The organism is Psychrobacter sp. MES7-P7E (assembly GCF_002863645.1).
In the GTDB taxonomy this organism is placed as follows: Bacteria; Pseudomonadota; Gammaproteobacteria; order Pseudomonadales; family Moraxellaceae; genus Psychrobacter.
This window is the reverse complement of the sequence record NZ_PJBU01000111.1, coordinates 1-18,616: the sequence shown is the minus strand read 5'-3', so window position 1 is coordinate 18,616 and position 18,616 is coordinate 1. Positions and strand designations below refer to the sequence as shown.

Genomic DNA, 18,616 nt, shown 5'->3' with positions numbered 1-18,616 from the left:
CTAACGCCCAAGTACGCTACGCGGGTCAATAGGATTACCATTTAAGCGAACCTGAAACTCTAAGCCTACCTCATTGGTCTGACCACTACTGCCCATACTGGCAATACGTTGACCACGCTGTACTGTATCGCCCTCTTGCACCAATAATTGGCTATTGTGCGCATAGGCTGTGATGTAGTTATCACTATGACGAATCATAATTAGATTGCCATACTCTGGCAGACCGTTGCCTGAGTAAAGCACAGTTCCTGATTGGCTGGCAAGTACTGGATCACCAACCTTGCCCGCAAACCACATTCCCATATTGCCCGCAGCAGGGTCAATATTACGAGTCACTGGGTTGCGCGTAGGATAATCATAACCAGAGGTCGAGTTGGCAGTGGCCTCATAAGCTGGTGTTTGAGACTGGGTCACAGGTGGCGTATAAGTTGGTTGCGTTTGAACTGGGGCACTGTAGCTATTGTTACTTGCAGTGCTGGCCGCATTGCCTTGCCATAGTTTGAGCCATTGGCCACTATAGATGGTATATTTACTATCTAGATTGTTCATCGCTCCGATTTGGCGGTAGTTCAGACGATAGCGCGCTGCAATCTGGCTGACCGTATCGCCGCGTTGTACACGGTGATAGTTAGGGACGCCTTGCGCGTTAGTAATAATCTTAGGACCTGCTTGGTTTGCTGATTGATAGGTAGGCTTCGTTGCACAGCCAACGACAGATAGAGTAGCGACTGCCATAGTACCAATCAACGCGGCTTTAACAAGGTGCGATCCAGCTATGATTTTTTTCATACAAGGTTCCTATTCTTTGTGTTGCTCATTCATTGTTTAATCATTCAAAAGCGCTTGATATCATACAAGAGTCTTCTGATATTCTCATAACACGTCAGTGTTTAATAAGCCGGTATGGATTATATCTTATAGAATTTATAGCGCGAGTGTTGATAATCTATCCAGCGCTGCCGTTGGCGTATGATGTAGGCGTACTGGTGATAAACTGACATACCCTGCCGCTACAGCCTGATAATCTGTCATCACATCCTGCTTTGCTTGTATCGCATCGATTGACGTCTCTGATGGTCGCTCATTTTTACCTTTTCGTAGAGACAACCAATACGCATCTCGACCGCGTGGGTCTATCATATGGCGTACTGGCTGAGCAGCCTGCTTATGGCCTAGCGAGGTTATTTTTCGACCCTTGATATCATCGGCATGCTGCACATCAGGAATATTAACGTTTAATACATGATAGGGCAAACTTTTGAGCATCTCTAAAACCGAAGTTTCAGTAAGCAGCTTGACGATTTCATGTGCAGCCACTTGATAATCACTGGCTGATTCTTGCCCGCCGTTTTTGACACCCCCGCCTACCAAAGACGTTGCTATAGCAGGGATACCAGATAGTTGCGCGGTCAATGCAGCACCGAACGTACCAGAGAACATCACATCTTGTCCCAAGTTAGCCCCTGAGTTGATACCTGTAATCACGCAGTCAAAGTCACTACCACGATACAATTCATGCAGTGCCAAATAAACACAGTCAGCTGGTGAGCCACTTACCGCTACAAATCCAGAAGGCAGCTGATGCGTATGCAGTGGTCTTGAAACACTTAATGCACTGGCATAACCGCTTTGTTCATCGTTCGGGGCGACGACGACAACTTCACCGATAGTCGATAATACTTGAGATAGTGCCAATAATCCTGGCGCATACACACCGTCATCGTTACTAATTAAAAATCTCATTTCTGCTCAGTATATGGTTAATATTTTATTGCCGATTTTTCTACAGCTCTATTTGATAATTCTGCTATCGTGCCATATCTGTTCAAGATAGCCATCAAAGAACGATGCTCATATTTAAAATGAAAACATGATACTCTAATTCTCCAATGAGATGACGTCTCAGTCTAGAGAAAAAGAGTCATTTTGATAGCATGGGCGATTATAACTGAATAATATACAGACACGAACCCTGTCTTTAGCAAAGTATCATGCTCTTCTTATGCTGATAATTATACGATGAAAGTAGCGTAACAAGATCTGTATCAAACGAATAACAACCAGTAGATTAAGCATCGCGTTACAATAAGCAACACCCCACAACAATACAAACCGATGTACTGATACTGAAGTAACGTCATTAGAGTATGCTACTGATATGTTGCTAAAAAATGGTTTTGGCTCACAAGATATCTACACATAAATCAATATTTTATGTGACTTTTGTTTTTTTACCGATTAACATATGACCATTAAATAAAGACGAGCGAGTGTAATACTGAATGAATAAACAATCGATATTATCTATAGCTTCTGTGATAGCAAATACTGCCTCAAAAGTTGGGATTGCAGGACTGATAACGTCTGTTGCTATGCTGTCTCAAGCTTCTAATGCTGCGAATAACTCTGGCACTACCATTCCGCTAGACATGTCTGGCATCAACATCACTAAGCACGAAATTGCGGTGATGCAGGTACTATCAGAGATATGCCCACCAATGCTGAATGGTAAGCAAAAACAGCGGTTCTATAAGTCGTACACCGTACAGCTGCATGAGCTAATGCCTTCTCTAGAAGATCCAAAAGCGGCTATTCAATACCTATCTACACAGCAAGACTATCGCCAGATACTACAAGGTATTCGTAGTTGGACGATGGGATTCTCAAAGCAAGAAAACAAAGCACTATGTGAAGATTTGGCAAACGCAGATTACTAGAAGACTCGCTAGTTTGACTCAACGACTAGCGTCATCTGCTTAGCTTATTAATAACATTAGTATTAACGATAATAAAATAAAAGATATGTACTCTTTATAACATCGGTTAAGCAAAGTTTATCAACTCATTGTCTAGATATCTGTAGCATCAAAGCTTGCTGTCACTTTACTTGTTATTCACAAGCAGTGCAGCAGGCTTTTTTGTGAGCGTTAAATTTTTATTACAGAGACTGGTCAGATGATAGACACAACAAATATATGATAGGCCTTCATTTTTCTTTTCAAACTTGCCTTATTTTTGCATTTATCGATTCCCCATCGGTAGTCATTTTGCTAAGATAAGGCGTTAATTTTATGTCTATTGTGTAGGCGTTACTATTTTCGTCGATACATTATTTTAAACACTGCATTTAAGACATGCTGCTTAAAATAATGTATGGAAATAGGTACAAAACATAAGCGATAGATACATTTGGTTCCATGATGCGGTGTAATGATATATGACAGTAAAGCGTGTAAAAAATCAGCTGATACAGCTGGTAGTTGGTGTAAGTATCTCGATGAGTGCAGTAGTGGCAAACGCAGCCATTCAACCACCTGAAATGGACAATACTGCCTATGTGTTGATGGACTATAACACTGGCGAAATTTTGGCTCAAAAGAACGCCAATGAGGCACTGCCGCCAGCATCTCTGACTAAGATGATGACCAGTTATATCATTGAGCAACGCTTAGCATCAGGCGACCTGAAAGAAGATGAACAGGTATTGATGAGTCCAAACGCATGGTGCCGTGGTAGCAGCAGCCAATCTTGTATGTATGTGCCTGTGAACAAAACCGCCAGCGTCATCGATATGCTACGCGGTATTATTATTCAATCAGGTAATGATGCATCAAAAGCCATGGCTGAACATATTGCTGGTAGCGAAGCCTCGTTTGCGATCTTAATGAACGAACAAGCGCAAAAAATTGGCATGGAGAACTCTAACTTTGTCAATGCTACGGGTATGCCTGATGAAGGTCATTTAGCGTCTGCTTTGGATTTGTCTAAACTCGCGCGCGCTATTATCAAAAACAGCGGCGACTACTATAGTATCTACGCAGAAAAAGAGTTCACTTATAATGGTATTACCCAAGGTAATCGTAATGCTCTGCTGATTACTGACCCAACCGTTGATGGCCTAAAAACTGGCCACACTGATGCGGCAGGCTACTGCTTGGTTGCATCAAGCAACCGTGAAGGCATGCGTCTAATCTCTGTCATTATGGGTACCAAGAGCCAACAAGCTCGCGCCGATCAGTCACGCGAACTACTTAACTGGGGTTTCGGTCACTTTACAACGGTTACCAAGGCGCCTGCTGGACAGTTCGTTAGCAAGCTTCCAGTATGGTTTGGAGAAGCTGACGAGGTAGAACTGGCAACTGGCGACAACTTGCAAATTCTAACCAGCAAAACCCAGAAAAATAAAATCACCACAGTGGTGGATATTCCTGAGAGCTTAGAAGCACCAATCAAAAAAGGTCAGGAAGTTGGTAAAATGATGGCTGTAATCGATGGTAAAGCAGTAGCCTCAGTTCCTATCATCGCAACCAATGATATCGAACAGTCAGGCTTTATGAGCCGTACGTGGGAACATATCGTACGCTGGGTAAAGAATCTTTTCTAAGAGAAACTTTTAAAAAGTAATTTTAGCTAAAAACTGTTTAAAAAAAGACGCCTCAAAATGGGCGTCTTTTTTCTTTTTATGCTTACTTTAATTCAACAGTGCTTCGATAGTAAAAAATATGAAGAATGCTACCTAGTAAATTAAACAAGCCTAACTAGGAACACCGATTTAATAGAACCGTACTACGTCCAAACCAACCATTGTTTTAATAAGTCGCTTAACGCTTTGTCCTTATAAGTAGCAATATGACAATAGTCAATGCCAGCTGCTTTTAAACCATACTCAAAACTGTCTACATAGCGCGCCCGATGCTGCGGATACCAATATACCAATAACGCACGATGCTCGCTCTTACTACCCTCATCGCTTTCATACTGACGGATACGTTTGGCTAGCATCGCAGCTTTTTCTGGGAAAACATCTTCACCAAACATCACCATGTCAATTTTCTGCTTACGCATCTCGTCTATGACAAGTTGGTTACCTTGGCGACAAATAATCGTAGCACCTAGATATTCCAGTTCATTTAATAAGGAGCCTGTCTCATGATAGTAATAATAAATAATCGTTAGACCAGACAATAAGCGCTGCTGTTTTGATTGCTGTTGATTGGGCATCGCTATGGTCAGCGTAAACTGTGTACCTACACCAAGCACACTATCAACATCAATCGTAGCACCCATAAGCTGCGCCATTTGTCTAACAATCGGTAAGCCAACCCCTGAGCCTTCATACTGGCGAGTTTGCGACGAATCTACCTGAAAGAACGGATTAAATATATCGTCTAGGTGCTCATTATTGATACCAATACCCGTATCTTTCACGCTAATCTGCCAACGATTACTTTTATTAAAATGTGTCAGTTGCGACGTAATCGTAACTTTCCCGACAGGCGTGAACTTAATCGCATTATTGAGCAGTATCGATAGTATCTGATGTATTTTTTCTGAATCACCGTATAGGCTATAGTCTATATGATGAATATTACTGATTAACTCTAGCCCTTTTTGCGTAGCCATATTTTCAAACTTAGCTAACAGGTCAGCGATTAACTGTAATGGGTTAAACTCATTTTTATGAATTCTTATCTGGCCTTTTTGAATCTGGTTCAACTGTATAATATGATCTAACGACAATACCAATTTATCACTACCACTACTGATAATCTCTACCGCGTCTTTTTGCTCTCTGTTGAGCGCCTCATGATCCAATAGTTGTAAACCACCTACAATTGCATTCAATGACGTTTTTAACTCATGAGAAATCATACTTTGAAAATTATGCAATTGCACATCAAGTGACACATCTTTATTGTGCAATTGCTGTTCAAAGGCCGCAAGGGTTTCATAACCTTGCCTCGCTTCTTGTAAACGATTAAATAACACAATTAATGCTTTTTTGATTTGGGTCAGTTCTTGGAAATTGAATTGTTGCGGGATGACTGGCAGTTGCTCTAGATTTGCGTTGTCTATGACAATGTCACAAACATCGGTCAATGTTTCGATATCTCTGACTGGCCAATTAAGCTTCCTAAAAATGTATAAGGCAAACATAACAATCAGTACCACCGTTGTTAGCCATAACCACAGGATATTTTGGAACCAATGTAAACGTAGCAACTCTACGTCCATCGTAATATTGATATAACCAATCAATGTACTATTTTCGGTAGCTGTATCAATCGCCTCATCTGGCGCTGACGATTCGCTCATAATGTTTGATAAAGTCAGTGCTAACTGCTGATTGGAATCGGACTTATTGGACGTCACAATACTGGCATCGAGGTCTTTACTAATCACTGGATAGTTGAAACTGACCGTATGCGCAAATAAAGCATTTTTCCAATCAGCAAACGACTGATCTATATCCTCAATTGGCTCAGAGGTTGAATAAAACACAATACTCTGAATAGTCGGCTCGTTTTCTAACAAGATATTGACTTGCTCAGCCACAACATCTGCGCCATCTGCAGTCGATGCGCTAGTCGTTAGTAAAGATGCCAATTGTTGAATATGCTGTTCTTTTTCTTGATAGTGATGCACTAAACCATAAATAAAAGGCAATAAAAAACCTGCCAGCACTGCCAATACGACAGCTTGTATGACAGAACGCCAGATAAGTACGGGAATGGTTTGAGACGAACGGTTGTTCATATCACTCTACTGAGTCGCGTGCAGCTTTCATTTATAGTACAGGTATTTTAAAGATGTGATAAGTAAAACATTTGAGTATTTTTTGAAACTAAGATAGCTATTTATAAGCCCAAACTATAGCGTATTAATAGAAAAATGTCATCGCGCTATCGAACGCGATGACATTAATCATAAAGCTAAAGATATAACGCCTAAAATACGAGGATTAACGAGGCTTTTTATCTTTGGTAGTAAATTTCTGTGATCTATTACGCTCACGCTGACGCAACTGCTGGGCTTTTGCCTTAGTCGGCGTATCGCTCTTATTAGCATATGGATTGTCGTTTTGCTTCAAGATAACGTTAAGCGGTGTGCCTTCTAGCTTAAACACTTGACGGAATTGGTTCTCTAGATAACGCTGATAGCTCTTAGGAAGCGCACTGGTTTGGTTACCATGAATAACAATAACGGGTGGATTGTGGCCGCCAATATGCGCATAACGCAACTTGATACGACGACCAGCAACGGTTGGTGGCGGATTGGCCGTTACCGCATCTTGCAAAATCTGAGTCAAACGGTTGGTCGATACTTCAAACATCGAAGATTTGTACGCACGTAAAATAGACGGATATAAATTACCGACGCCTGTACCATGCAATGCTGAAATCAAATGTATTTTTACATAAGGAATAAAGCTAAAACGGCGATCCATTTCAAGCTTAATATAGTCTCTTTGATCTTGCGTTAGGCCATCCCATTTGTTGATCGCAACGACTAACGCTCGTCCAGCGTCAAGTGCATAACCAATCATATGCAAATCTTGGTCCACGATACCTTCGTGAGCATCAATAACAATCACAGTTACGTTAGAATCTTCAATCGCTTGCAAGGTCTTGATGACAGAGAATTTTTCTACTTTTTCATCGATTTTACCGCGGCGACGTACACCGGCAGTGTCGATCAAAACATAGTCGCGACCTTCACGCTGATAAGGAATATAAATACTGTCACGCGTCGTGCCTGGCATATCGAACACCACTACTCGGTCTTCGCCAAGCAGGCGGTTGACGAGCGTCGATTTACCCACGTTTGGACGACCAATAATGGCAAGCTTCAAGCCTCTTGGCTCTACTATGTTTTCTTGCTCAGGCATATCAGCCGTTAGCACTTCAAGCAAATTGCCCACACCGCGACCATGACTGGCTGCCATCGGATATGGCTCGCCCAAGCCTAGTGCATAAAACTCGGCAGGCGCTGCATCATGTACACCGTCGACTTTATTGGCAACAACATAGACAGGCTTGCCTAACGTATGCAAAAACTTACCAATTTCAGCATCTGCGCCAATCATACCGGCACGAGCGTCAACGACGAATACAATAATATCTGCTTCATGGATTGCTGTATGCGACTGCTCAGACATATAGTCATCAATATTACCGCTACCATCGTCAGCTTCACCGATACCACCCGTATCTACAACGATAAAAGATTTATCTTCATAAGTTGCATCACCGTACTGACGGTCACGAGTCAATCCTGAAAGGTCAGCGACCAATGCCTGCCGACTTTTTGTGAACTGATTAAATAAGGTGGATTTACCGACGTTTGGACGACCAATTAAGGCGACCACAGGCTTGATACTCATGGGTTACTCTCAGTGAAAGGCACAATGACGGGCAGTACAGTTATTCTTATAACCAGTGACATAACAATAGTAATAGATATGCTGCAATTGACCGTGAATTAAAATGAATGATAGAACAATAGCAAAAATAATAGATGGCTATTTTACGATTAAAAATAGTATATAGGATGGCTTCATAATACCTATTATACATAAATAAGTAGTATATATGGATAGCACATCGGTCGCATAGAGTACGCGAAAGCCTGTGTTTAAACAAGCAATTTACACAAGGCACAAACGCTGACTAAGCAGCGTTTGTGTTTTATAAATGATAATCAAGAATAGGCTTAAGGGCTATAGTGAAATATTACACTTCGTTGATTATCTATAAGCACCTATCTATATAGTTATTAGCGCACTAACTGCCAGATAGCAACTTGTCCTGACGTACTTTGAGTCATTAAACGGCTACCTTGGACTTGCAAGTTGGTCAACGCACCTTTTGTCTCTACACGACTAACGATGCTACCCGTAGCAGGGTCAAACAAATGCACTACGCCATCGAAATCACCAATGGCAATATAGTTGCCAATCATCACAGGATTGGTAAGATCACGATAAGCCAATTCGTCACTTTCCCATAGTGTCTCGCCACTGTTGCGATCATAAGCAACTACTTTGCCATCTAGACTGGTAGCGATAACTTGCTGAGGATTTACCGCCAGTGATTTGAGACTCGCAATTTCATTGACGAACATCACCTGACGCGAGGCCAAATCAATACCCAATAGCTGACCACTATAGCTGATCGCAAACAACTGATTTTTATCTAAGATAGGTTTGCCATCGACATCGCTCATGCGCTCAACTTCACTACTACCAGCACCTACGCCAACACGTCTTGACCATAGCGGAAGACCATTATCGACAGTAATTGCATGCAGGCGACCATCAGCTGTTGCTAAAAGCGCTGTCTCATTGTCTAATAAAGTTGGCGCAGCGCTACCGCGAACGCTGATAGCAGGTACTTGAGTTGCGAACTGCCATACTGATTGTCCGGTTTGTAGTGACAGACCATGTAAGAAACCATCATTTGCTGATAATACCACACGATTATTGGTAATCAGTGCTGGCGTCAAAACCGAACCTGATAACTGCTGCTGCCAGCGTTTTGCACCAGTCGTGCTATCAAACGCCATGACCTTGCCACCACGAGTACTAACGATAGATGTCTGACTTAATGCATCTACTGCAACACCGCCGGTGATTTGGTCATCAACATTGATTGACCATATGCGCTCGCCTGCGCTATTAAACCCTGACAGTTCACCACCACGTGATGCAGTAACGATTTGACCATTGGCATAGCCAACTTGCAAATCTAGCGGATCCTTTTTGCTGGCTTTTTTATTGCCAACATCGGTACTAAATACAGGCTGTAGTACGCTAATCGGCTGAGCGATTTGTACCAATTTTACCGGATCATTAACGACCGGCTTAATACCGCGATTACATCCAATCACTGCCGTGCTCATTACTGCCAGTACGGCCACATGCATGACTGTCTTTTTGATAGTCTTGGTGTTTAACATTTTGCTAGAGCGAATAGATTGAGTCATTGTATGTTCTCACTACAGATAAATTATTATTAATTGGTAAATTGGCCAACGGCAAATTAGTAATCATTAGGTTATATTAAAAAAGAGCTTTGGATGATTACCAACTCTCAATACTATACTACTGACTTAATATCTAGCCTACTGACTTACTGCCCTGCTTCGACAGCGACTTCGTTCGAGGTATCCATCACTAGCGACGGCTCAGGAGCAGATGGCTCTTGAACAAGACTGGTTTGTTCAGCAATCGGCTCAGCTGTGATACCTAAGCTTTCCATCTTTAATGCCAATACTGCACGCGTTTCTTGACGGCTACGTAATAGCTCCCACGCATTGCTATAAGATTTAATCGCTGAATCTTTATTGTCTTGCGCTAAGTAAATATCCCCTAGCAGCTCCTGCTGACTTGCTTCAAACGAGCTTGGCATATCATTGTTTGCTTCTGAAAGTGCAGCATCTGTATCACCTGCAGCCAATAATGTTTTTGCATAGCGTAAACGAGTAATCGCTTCTAGACCAGCATCACCCAAATCGATGGCCAATGCTTTTTTGAATGTCTCAGTCGCTGCTGCAAAGTCATCATTGTCTACTTGTTGACGTGCCTTTATCATTAGCGCTTGCCATGCGTAAACCGACTCACCGTGCGTACTGACCAAGGTATCAATATCTTTGTCTAGCTGGCTACGACTTTGGGTAAGTGCTTCTTGAGCCTCTGCCTCCAAATCTGGGTTTTGCGAGGCCAGTTTGACCTCCTCGTTTAGCTGCTGAATATCAGCATATTGATCGGCGGCGACGGTATCTACTCGCGCATGGTTGTTTTGCCAGTATGTCCAACCAAAATAGGCGGCCAGTGCTAACAAAATCGCAGTGACGATATAACTACCATATTGCTTTAGCGCTTGCATGGAGTTATCTGCATTCGGCGAATTAGGTGTCAGAGCCATATATATTTACCTGATAAAATTTACATTAAATTGCTGGTGCGACAAACAAAGCTTATTAGTCAAAGTCGGTTAGCGACGAGAGAAGTTATCTTTATTTGATAGCCAATCTTGGGCGACCGTCTTTTGCTCACCTGTCTGCATGTCTTTAATACTAATCGTATTATCATCCAGCTCTTGCTGGGCGATGATGACTGTCAATGCCGCGCCTGACTTGTCCGCCTTCTTCATTTGCGCTTTTAGACTCGTGGCACTGGCCATCTTTACTCGTACATCTGGAAGACTGTGACGCAAGTTTTGTGCATAGCTTATACCAGCACTATATACCTCAGGATGGGCCACCACGAATACATCACAAGCAGGTATGTCAGCAATCGGCGCAACCGCTTCTATGAGTAGCAATAAACGCTCAAGCCCCATTGCAAAACCAACACCAGGCTCAGACTTGACTGGTTTACTGCCATCTGTACCGATTGATTTTAATTGCCCGACTAGCCCATCATAACGACCACCCGCACAAACGGTAGCTTGGCTTCCAAGCTTATCTGTTACCCACTCAAATACCGTTTTATTGTAATAATCAAGGCCACGTACTAAGTGCGGATTGATTTCAAAATCGATATTAAGCGCAGTCAGATAGGCTTTGACCTGCTCAAAATGCGCCACACTCTCTTCACCCAAGAAGTCAGCAAGCTTTGGCGCATCTGCCAATACTGCTTGCGTACTCGCCTCTTTACTATCTAAGATACGTAAAGGGTTAGTCGTTAAACGACGTTTGCTGTCTTCATCTAGCTGGTCTTTTTTATCAGTCAAATAAGCAACCAATGCTTCGCGATACGCATAGCGCTCATCCAACTCACCCAAACTGTTTAGTTGCAAACGCATCTCATTGTTGAGGCCTAGCTCTTGCCACATCAGATGAGTCATCGCAATCAGCTCAGCATCAGCATCCGGTAGTGCGCTACCGAAGCTCTCGACACCTAACTGATGAAACTGGCGATAGCGGCCTTTTTGCGGACGCTCGTAACGGAACATCGGACCGATGTACCAAAGCTTAGGTGTGTCACCGCGTAGCAAGTTGTGCTCGATAACTGCGCGTACTGCTCCAGCTGTGCCTTCAGGACGTAACGCTAACGGTGTTGGTGGCTCAGATTTATCAGTAAAGCTGTACATCTCTTTTTCGACGATGTCAGTCGCGCCGCCAATAGCACGGGCAAACAGATCCGTTTGTTCAACGATTGGCAAGCGAATATGCTCGTAACCGTACCTACCAAGTACATCAGCCAATATCGCTTCTAAATGCAGCCACTTTGCTGATTGGTCAGGCAAAATATCATTAAAACCTTTGATAGCTTTGATCATGGTACGGTCGTATCCTTAAATGTTTAACAGGTATTCTATTATTGTTTTCTATGCACTCAAATAAGCGCTATATCTAATTAATACTGTGACGATATAGCCTAACGTATCAATCTATTCTATGGCTTATTTTACGCGAATGATTTCATTCTCACGCTTTTTCGCCAAGTCTTCTGCATGGGCGCGAACCATACCTTCTATTTCATCAACCAGATTGCCTGTATCGATAAGGTGGCTTTTTTCACCCATACGATAGACCAGTGATCTAGGGGCAGCACCAACGATACCGATATCGGCCTCTTTTGCTTCTCCTGGACCGTTTACCTTACAGCCGATCACAGATAGATTCATCGGTTCACGGATATCTTCTAAGCGAGACTCTAACGCTGTCATTACCTTAATCACATCAAACTCTTGACGCGAGCAGCTTGGACAGGCGATAAAGTTTACGCCGTTCGAACGAATATTAAGCGATTTTAAGATATCAAAACCAATCTTAATCTCTTCTTCAGGCTCGGCGGCTAATGAGATACGAATGGTATCGCCAATACCGTCTAGCAATAATCCACCTAGCGCGATAGCAGATTTGACAGCGCCCGTACGGTAGACACCAGCTTCCGTCACGCCCAAATGTAAGGGGTTATCAATTTGCGCTGATATTAAGCGATAGGCATCTAATGTTAGAAACACGTTGCTGGCTTTGACAGATACTTTGTACTGGTCAAAGTTAAGACGCTCTAAAATATCGATATGGCGCATTGCCGACTCTAGCATTGCCTCACCAGTTGGTTCAGTATACTTTCGCTGTATGTCTTTTTCTAAAGAACCAGCGTTGACGCCAATACGAATAGGAATATTATGATACTTGGCGCAAGCGACCACTTCACGTACCTTAGCATCGCTACCAATGTTACCAGGGTTGATACGTAAGCAGTCAGCGCCTGCTTCAGCAACTGCTAAAGCAATTTTATGGTCAAAATGCACGTCAGCGATCAAAGGCACGCTTACCAATTTACGAATTTCACCAAACGCCTTGACGGTATCCATCGTTGGCGTTGACACGCGCATCAGATCCGCACCCGCTTCAACACAGCGCTCGATCTGAGCGACCGTTGCTGCTACATCGCAGGTGTCAGTGTTGGTCATGCTCTGTACGCTAATTGGTGCATCACCACCAATCGCGACATCACCGACATAGATTTTTTTGGTCAGACGACGATTAATAGGCGATGGCATTGACATACATAAATCCTTGAATCAAAAATAGAAAAGCCCTAGGCCTTTGTACATATAATATAAACCAGCTAAATGAGGATACACATGTGCGCTTTATTCAAACATATAAGTGCTTTATTCAAATTTGGCGCTTATCCAACTGACTATGGTGCCAATTCAAAAGTGGCTTGCTTATCTGTTGCATACGTATCTAACGCAACTGGTTGTTGATTGAGCATCAAGCTAACATTGTCGATATTATCAATTTGCACATTGAACGGTGGCATACCTGACAAGTCATAGTTACCTGCAGACTGAGAACCATTTATCAGGCTGTTTCCAGAAGAATCCGTGATACTAACCACAGCGTCGCTTGTCAATACAAGGTTTAGGTTAGCCGTTGCTGCAGCATCACCTAGATTCAATGCAGAGCCAGAAGCACCAACGCCACTTGCATCACTATTGATGGCGGCACCTTGCGCTTGCTCTATCGCTGACATGTCTTCAACAGCTGATACAGGCTCTTGTGTGTTTTCTTTGCTAGCGTTACTCACCATGCGGAATAGGAACACCGCCAAGATAATCAATCCGATAACGCCTATGATCAATAGCGGGTTAAAGCGGATGCGGTTGTGAGTATCACGCTGCAAAGTCCCCATTGGGCGCAGCGGCGTATCGATATTGCTGGCTGATTTGGCCTTCAACTCATTAGGATAGGCAGCATCGAAGCTACTAGCGATTTTTGCTGAATCTAAGCCCAAATATTTGGCATAATTAATCGCAAAACCACGAGCAAATGCAGCCTGTGGTAGCTCAGCGAAGTTTTCGCTCTCTAATGCTTCTAGATGACGCTTTAGAATAAACAGCTCAGCCGCCGCTGCTTCTAAAGTTACTTGCTTGTTTTTGCGGGCTTGCTGCAACACGGCACCAAATGATCCCTGAGCGTTAGATTGAGTGTTAGATGATGGGGTGATCATTTCCATGGTGCCTCTGGATTGTTAAGCCAAGTCTTAAGTTGTTTTGCTTCATCACTTAGCGGATAAGCGGATAAAAGCTGCTGTGCCAATTGCTGGCGCGTTGTTATATTATTTTGTGCTGCTGCAAGCTTGATACCTTGTAAGAGCAAGCGCGGGCTAATACCCTGCCCCTGCACCAATATCAGCGTCTCATCATACAGTCTCTGTGCCTGCGGTACACGCTGTTGGTTGAGCAATAAATCTACCAGTTCGATATGAGCAATAATACTATTACGATTGCCATCAAGTGCCCGTAAAAATGCTTTTGAAGCAGCACTATTATCACCTAACTGTAGATAAGTACGACCTAGGTTTTCTAGCGCGCCAATACGGCCTTCATAGCCTAGCGTCGCCCCTGCAATCTCAAACTGTTCTGCTGCTTCACGATAGCGCTTTGTCTGTGACAGATACACGCCATAATTATTGTGTGCTTGTACAAAGTCTTTATCTAGCGCGATTGCTTTTTTGAAGTACCCATCAGCTTTGGCTAGATTGATACGGCTGCCTTCTTGCTGCAACAAAACGCCCATCATATCATAGGCTGGCGCATAACGGCTATCGGCAGCAAAGGCTTTTTCGAGCTGCTGCTGCGCGGTATCAAGCTCATTTTTTCGGATGTATTGCGCGGCAAGTGAGGTACGTACACGGGCGATTTCCTGCTGATCTAAATTTCGATCGTTGCTAGCGCGCGTAGATGTTTGATAAGGAGAGTTACCTAGCAAATCATTAGTCGGTGTGGTCTGACAGCCACTTAATACAAGGACGCCAAATACTGCCGACAGCACTGCACGCTTTGGCAAAGTGGTTTGGGCAGCACTGATACTCGACTGCTTATAAAATTTAGAAAATGATTTTTGATATTTGAACAGACAAGAATTTTTAGAAGTCATCATAGCCGCCATCATAAAACTGGGATTCAATGCGTTCGATCTTCGAGGCCTCAGTTTAATAGATTTAACCCCTATAAGTACAATTTAGTTGTTATTAATTGCCACGTTCTGCAATCTTGACAGTCATTGCTACATTTTCTTACCATTGCGACAGACAAAAGACAGCTAAAACGCTATACCAGTCAGATATAACGTTTATCCTCTCAAAGACTACTAAACGCTTTCACGATCTTTAATGCTCTGCTGCCACGCGGCTGAGCGTCTGGTACGATCGGCAACTTGTCCAACCAACTGACCACAAGCGGCATCGATATCATCACCACGTGTTTGACGAATCGTACAAACAAAACCCGCTTCGCTCAATATATTACTAAACGCATGGATGCGGTTGTTGCTTGATTTATCATACGGTGCATGCGGGAATGGGTTGAATGGAATAAGGTTAATCTTACTTGGTAACCCTTCCAATAATGCAACCAACTGATGGGCATGCTCATTGCTATCATTGACCCCATCAAGCATCACATACTCGATTGTAACGTGCTTCTTATGACGTGGATTGACATCATAGACATAGTTTTTTGCCGCTGCAATCAGCTCTTCTAACGGATATTTCTTGTTAATTGGTACTAACTCATTACGCAGCTCATCATTTGGCGCATGCAGTGAAATGGCCAATGCCACATCGATGTCTTGTGCTAGCTGATACATTTTCGGGACGACACCCGAAGTCGATAACGTGACGCGACGCTTTGATAATCCATAAGCATGATCGCTTAGCATCAGCTCCATTGAGCCTACGACAGGCTTATAGTTCAATAGCGGCTCACCCATGCCCATCATCACCACGTTGGTGACGTTATTTTCCCATAGGCTATGGTCGACGTTTTCTAAACTTTCATTTTCATCTGTCATATATGACGCATTAGCGACCCATAACTGACCGATAATTTCAGCCGCACTTAAGTCACGCTCAAACCCTTGCTTGCCCGTACTACAGAAGCTACAGTCTAGGGCGCAGCCTACTTGAGAAGACACGCATAATGTCTTACGGCCATTTAACTTGCTATCATCTGCAGGAATAAGCACCGTCTCAACCAGCGAGCCGCCAGTGACTTCAAACACCCACTTACGCGTACCATCATCACTATATTGACGATGAATCACTTTGGGCGGTACCACACAAGCATTAAGCGACAATTTGTCTCGCAACGATTTACTCAAATTGGTCATTTGCTCAAAATCTGTCACGCCATGCTGATAAATCCACTTAATCACCTGAGTAGATCGAAATGGCTTTTCGCCAATACTCTTGAAGTAATCAGCCAGTTGCGCTTGCGTCATACCCAATAGATTGGTTTTGGCATGTGCCTCATCTACTAGCTTGATGCTATCAGTAATCTTAGCAGGTACGTGCTGAGTAGGTGCTTGAACAGTTGACATAATAGGTAACCTTTTTGCAGAAGCTTAGATAAGCGGTGCAATTATTTATATGGGCTTTGCCATACATACATGGGTGCATGAGCAATCCGCTATGAGCGCAGTTCTTCGAATTAACAAAAACATGCTGATAAGGGATTGATAACGCTAAGTAAAATCAATAATGAGGCAAGTCACTAAGAATTTCAATGAATAATATAACTATAGAACTCTAAAGCGGATACAAGGCAGCCAACTGTAGATTGTACAAGTAGTACATCTGATGAGGGTAACGCCCTAGCAGTTTAGTAATTCTTGGACTATAGGATTATTATAATAGCTAAAACGGCCTATACCCATAAGATATAAGCCGTCTCGCAAACCAATTATAAACAATCAATGTTGTAAATAATTCGTCCATAGTCCATCAAGTATAAAACTCATACAGGTAAGATCAGTTTAAATCGTAGCTGTCTTATTATAGCAGTTACCTCAAACAAATCGAATGCCGTAAAAGCTTATAGCTGGTTTACTATATTAGCGTGTACGTGCACAAACTTCATCATCGCTGAAGAAGTAGCTGATTTCACGTGCTGCTGATTCAGCTGAATCTGAACCATGTACTGCGTTTTCGTCGATGCTGCTAGCGAAGTCAGCACGGATAGTGCCTTCAGCAGCTTCTTTTGGGTTAGTTGCACCCATGATTTCACGATGCTGAGCGATAGCGTTTTCGCCTTCTAGTACTGATACCAATACTGGACCTGACATCATGAAAGATTTTAGGTCGTTGTAAAATGGACGCTCAGCGTGCTCAGCGTAAAAACCGCCTGCTTTTTCATCATCAAGTTGTAGCATTTTAGCTGCAACGATTTTTAGACCAGCTTGTTCGAAACGGCTATAGATAGCGCCAATGTGGTTGCCAGCAACTGCGTCAGGTTTGATGATAGATAAAGTACGTTCGTTAGCCATGAGAAGCTCCTAATAAATGATAAATTCAATAAAATATGAAAAATTAATGCGTTGTTTTAGCTTTAGCCACAATGTTGACTTGGACTGTTTTACACAACTCATGGTATATCAGTGTATAACCATAAGCGCCAACATCGGATTGCTGCCTATTATAATGATTAAGGCCATAAATGATAGGGTTAATTTATGACCATACCTTGCATAAAAGTAAATTTATAACAGTATCTTACTTACATCCAAGTTAAGTACTCATCAACAACAGATGCATGAGCTATCGACTTACTTACCTTATCGCTACTCATATTTATCACTTATAGCTACCAGACTGATTTTATAAAGTATTTATATCATTATTAATGATTAGAAAACCCTCAACACACCTTGCTAAGAGTTTTGCTAATACATACTACCAATCAAAACATTTAATCATCTAAGCGACTGTCTCGACAACTACCTGCATTGCATTCACGCACACGTTCATTCAAAAAATTAACTCGATTAGCTGTCTTATTGGTGGCACAGCTCATATTGACAAAGAAACCATCACCATCGTTATAACTACATTGGTCGTTGCGCTCGCGCATCCACGCTAATTGTCCGCGTTTAAGCGTGGCTTTTTGCTGTTTGTTTAGGAGTTTACTCAATTTATTGTAAGAGTTATTAAGCTCCTTATCTGCTTCCAAATATACTTTCGTCAGGCAATATAGCCCATCAAAGTCATTGTTTGGTTTGTCACAGTTTTCTGCACCCCAAGCAAACATAGGCAACATGAAAGCTGCGGATGTAACTATTGCTATAGAGGTATTGCGAATCGTGGATTTAAGCGTATTCGTTGTCATAGCAAATTCCTTTTTGTATGTTGATAAAACCAAATCCGTCTATAATATCTTACACTTAATTAAGCCAAAATAATGTCAGTATATCCATTATTTATGATATTTTTAGATGATATTATAGCTAGTAGCCCTACTCTTACACTGTTGAAATTCAAGGTAATCAATCAATTTCTTGAAGTAGCACACACAAAAAACCCCAACGCTCAGCA

Annotated in this window: 15 protein-coding genes; 2 read left to right on the top strand and 13 right to left on the bottom strand. The window is 42.5% G+C overall.

The window, feature by feature from the left end; translation table 11 throughout:
• The gene (locus tag CXF62_RS10710; protein ID WP_102094334.1) at positions 1-789 is read right to left on the bottom strand and encodes a M23 family metallopeptidase; all 789 of its coding nucleotides are present in this window, start codon (positions 787-789) and stop codon (positions 1-3) included.
• Positions 790-924: 135 nt separating this feature from the next.
• Entirely contained in the window at positions 925-1,743 is an 819-nt protein-coding gene (gene surE / locus CXF62_RS10705; protein WP_102094333.1) for a 5'/3'-nucleotidase SurE, read from the bottom strand.
• 539 nt (positions 1,744-2,282) lie between these two features.
• On the opposite strand from surE, the gene CXF62_RS10700 reads away from it, so the two are divergent.
• Together CXF62_RS10700 and CXF62_RS10695 are read left to right on the top strand one after the other, a co-directional pair.
• Positions 2,283-2,717: an MCR_0457 family protein gene (locus tag CXF62_RS10700; protein WP_057759051.1), complete on the top strand. Its 435-nt coding sequence runs from the start codon at positions 2,283-2,285 to the stop codon at positions 2,715-2,717.
• 500 nt (positions 2,718-3,217) lie between these two features.
• A complete protein-coding gene (locus CXF62_RS10695; protein WP_101206208.1) occupies positions 3,218-4,384 on the top strand; it encodes a D-alanyl-D-alanine carboxypeptidase family protein in 1,167 nt (388 codons plus the stop codon).
• A 182-nt stretch (positions 4,385-4,566) separates the two neighbouring features.
• On the opposite strand, the gene CXF62_RS10690 is transcribed toward CXF62_RS10695, so the two are convergent.
• From CXF62_RS10690 to CXF62_RS10640, 11 genes are all read right to left on the bottom strand, one after another.
• A complete protein-coding gene (locus CXF62_RS10690; RefSeq protein WP_102094332.1) occupies positions 4,567-6,537 on the bottom strand; it encodes a sensor histidine kinase in 1,971 nt (656 codons plus the stop codon).
• A 205-nt stretch (positions 6,538-6,742) separates the two neighbouring features.
• Positions 6,743-8,164, bottom strand: a complete 1,422-nt coding sequence (gene der, locus CXF62_RS10685; RefSeq protein WP_057759046.1) for a ribosome biogenesis GTPase Der — start codon at positions 8,162-8,164, stop codon at positions 6,743-6,745.
• A gap of 392 nt (positions 8,165-8,556) precedes the next feature.
• Positions 8,557-9,765: an outer membrane protein assembly factor BamB gene (gene bamB, locus CXF62_RS10680; RefSeq protein WP_102094331.1), complete on the bottom strand. Its 1,209-nt coding sequence runs from the start codon at positions 9,763-9,765 to the stop codon at positions 8,557-8,559.
• Positions 9,766-9,911: 146 nt separating this feature from the next.
• Positions 9,912-10,706, bottom strand: coding sequence for a YfgM family protein (locus CXF62_RS10675; protein ID WP_102094330.1), 795 nt, complete (start codon positions 10,704-10,706; stop codon positions 9,912-9,914).
• Positions 10,707-10,775: 69 nt separating this feature from the next.
• On the bottom strand, positions 10,776-12,065 hold the full coding sequence (hisS, locus tag CXF62_RS10670) for a histidine--tRNA ligase (protein ID WP_102094329.1): 1,290 nt from the start codon (positions 12,063-12,065) through the stop codon (positions 10,776-10,778).
• A gap of 123 nt (positions 12,066-12,188) precedes the next feature.
• Entirely contained in the window at positions 12,189-13,304 is a 1,116-nt protein-coding gene (gene ispG, locus CXF62_RS10665; RefSeq protein ID WP_102094328.1) for a flavodoxin-dependent (E)-4-hydroxy-3-methylbut-2-enyl-diphosphate synthase, read from the bottom strand.
• 137 nt (positions 13,305-13,441) lie between these two features.
• Positions 13,442-14,254 carry a helix-turn-helix domain-containing protein gene (locus CXF62_RS10660; RefSeq protein WP_102094327.1) on the bottom strand — a complete coding sequence of 271 codons (813 nt, stop codon included), beginning with the start codon at positions 14,252-14,254 and terminating at the stop codon, positions 13,442-13,444.
• Positions 14,251-15,186, bottom strand: coding sequence for a type IV pilus biogenesis/stability protein PilW (gene pilW / locus CXF62_RS10655; RefSeq protein ID WP_228153221.1), 936 nt, complete (start codon positions 15,184-15,186; stop codon positions 14,251-14,253). The genes CXF62_RS10660 and pilW overlap by 4 nt, the downstream gene beginning before the upstream one ends.
• Before the next feature lie 210 nt (positions 15,187-15,396).
• Complete coding sequence (gene rlmN / locus CXF62_RS10650; protein ID WP_057759033.1) at positions 15,397-16,626, bottom strand: dual-specificity RNA methyltransferase RlmN; 1,230 nt, start codon at positions 16,624-16,626, stop codon at positions 15,397-15,399.
• A gap of 513 nt (positions 16,627-17,139) precedes the next feature.
• Entirely contained in the window at positions 17,140-17,571 is a 432-nt protein-coding gene (gene ndk, locus CXF62_RS10645; protein WP_057759031.1) for a nucleoside-diphosphate kinase, read from the bottom strand.
• 422 nt (positions 17,572-17,993) lie between these two features.
• Positions 17,994-18,410, bottom strand: a complete 417-nt coding sequence (locus tag CXF62_RS10640) for a lysozyme inhibitor LprI family protein (RefSeq protein ID WP_102092031.1) — start codon at positions 18,408-18,410, stop codon at positions 17,994-17,996.
• Positions 18,411-18,616: the final 206 nt, after the last annotated feature.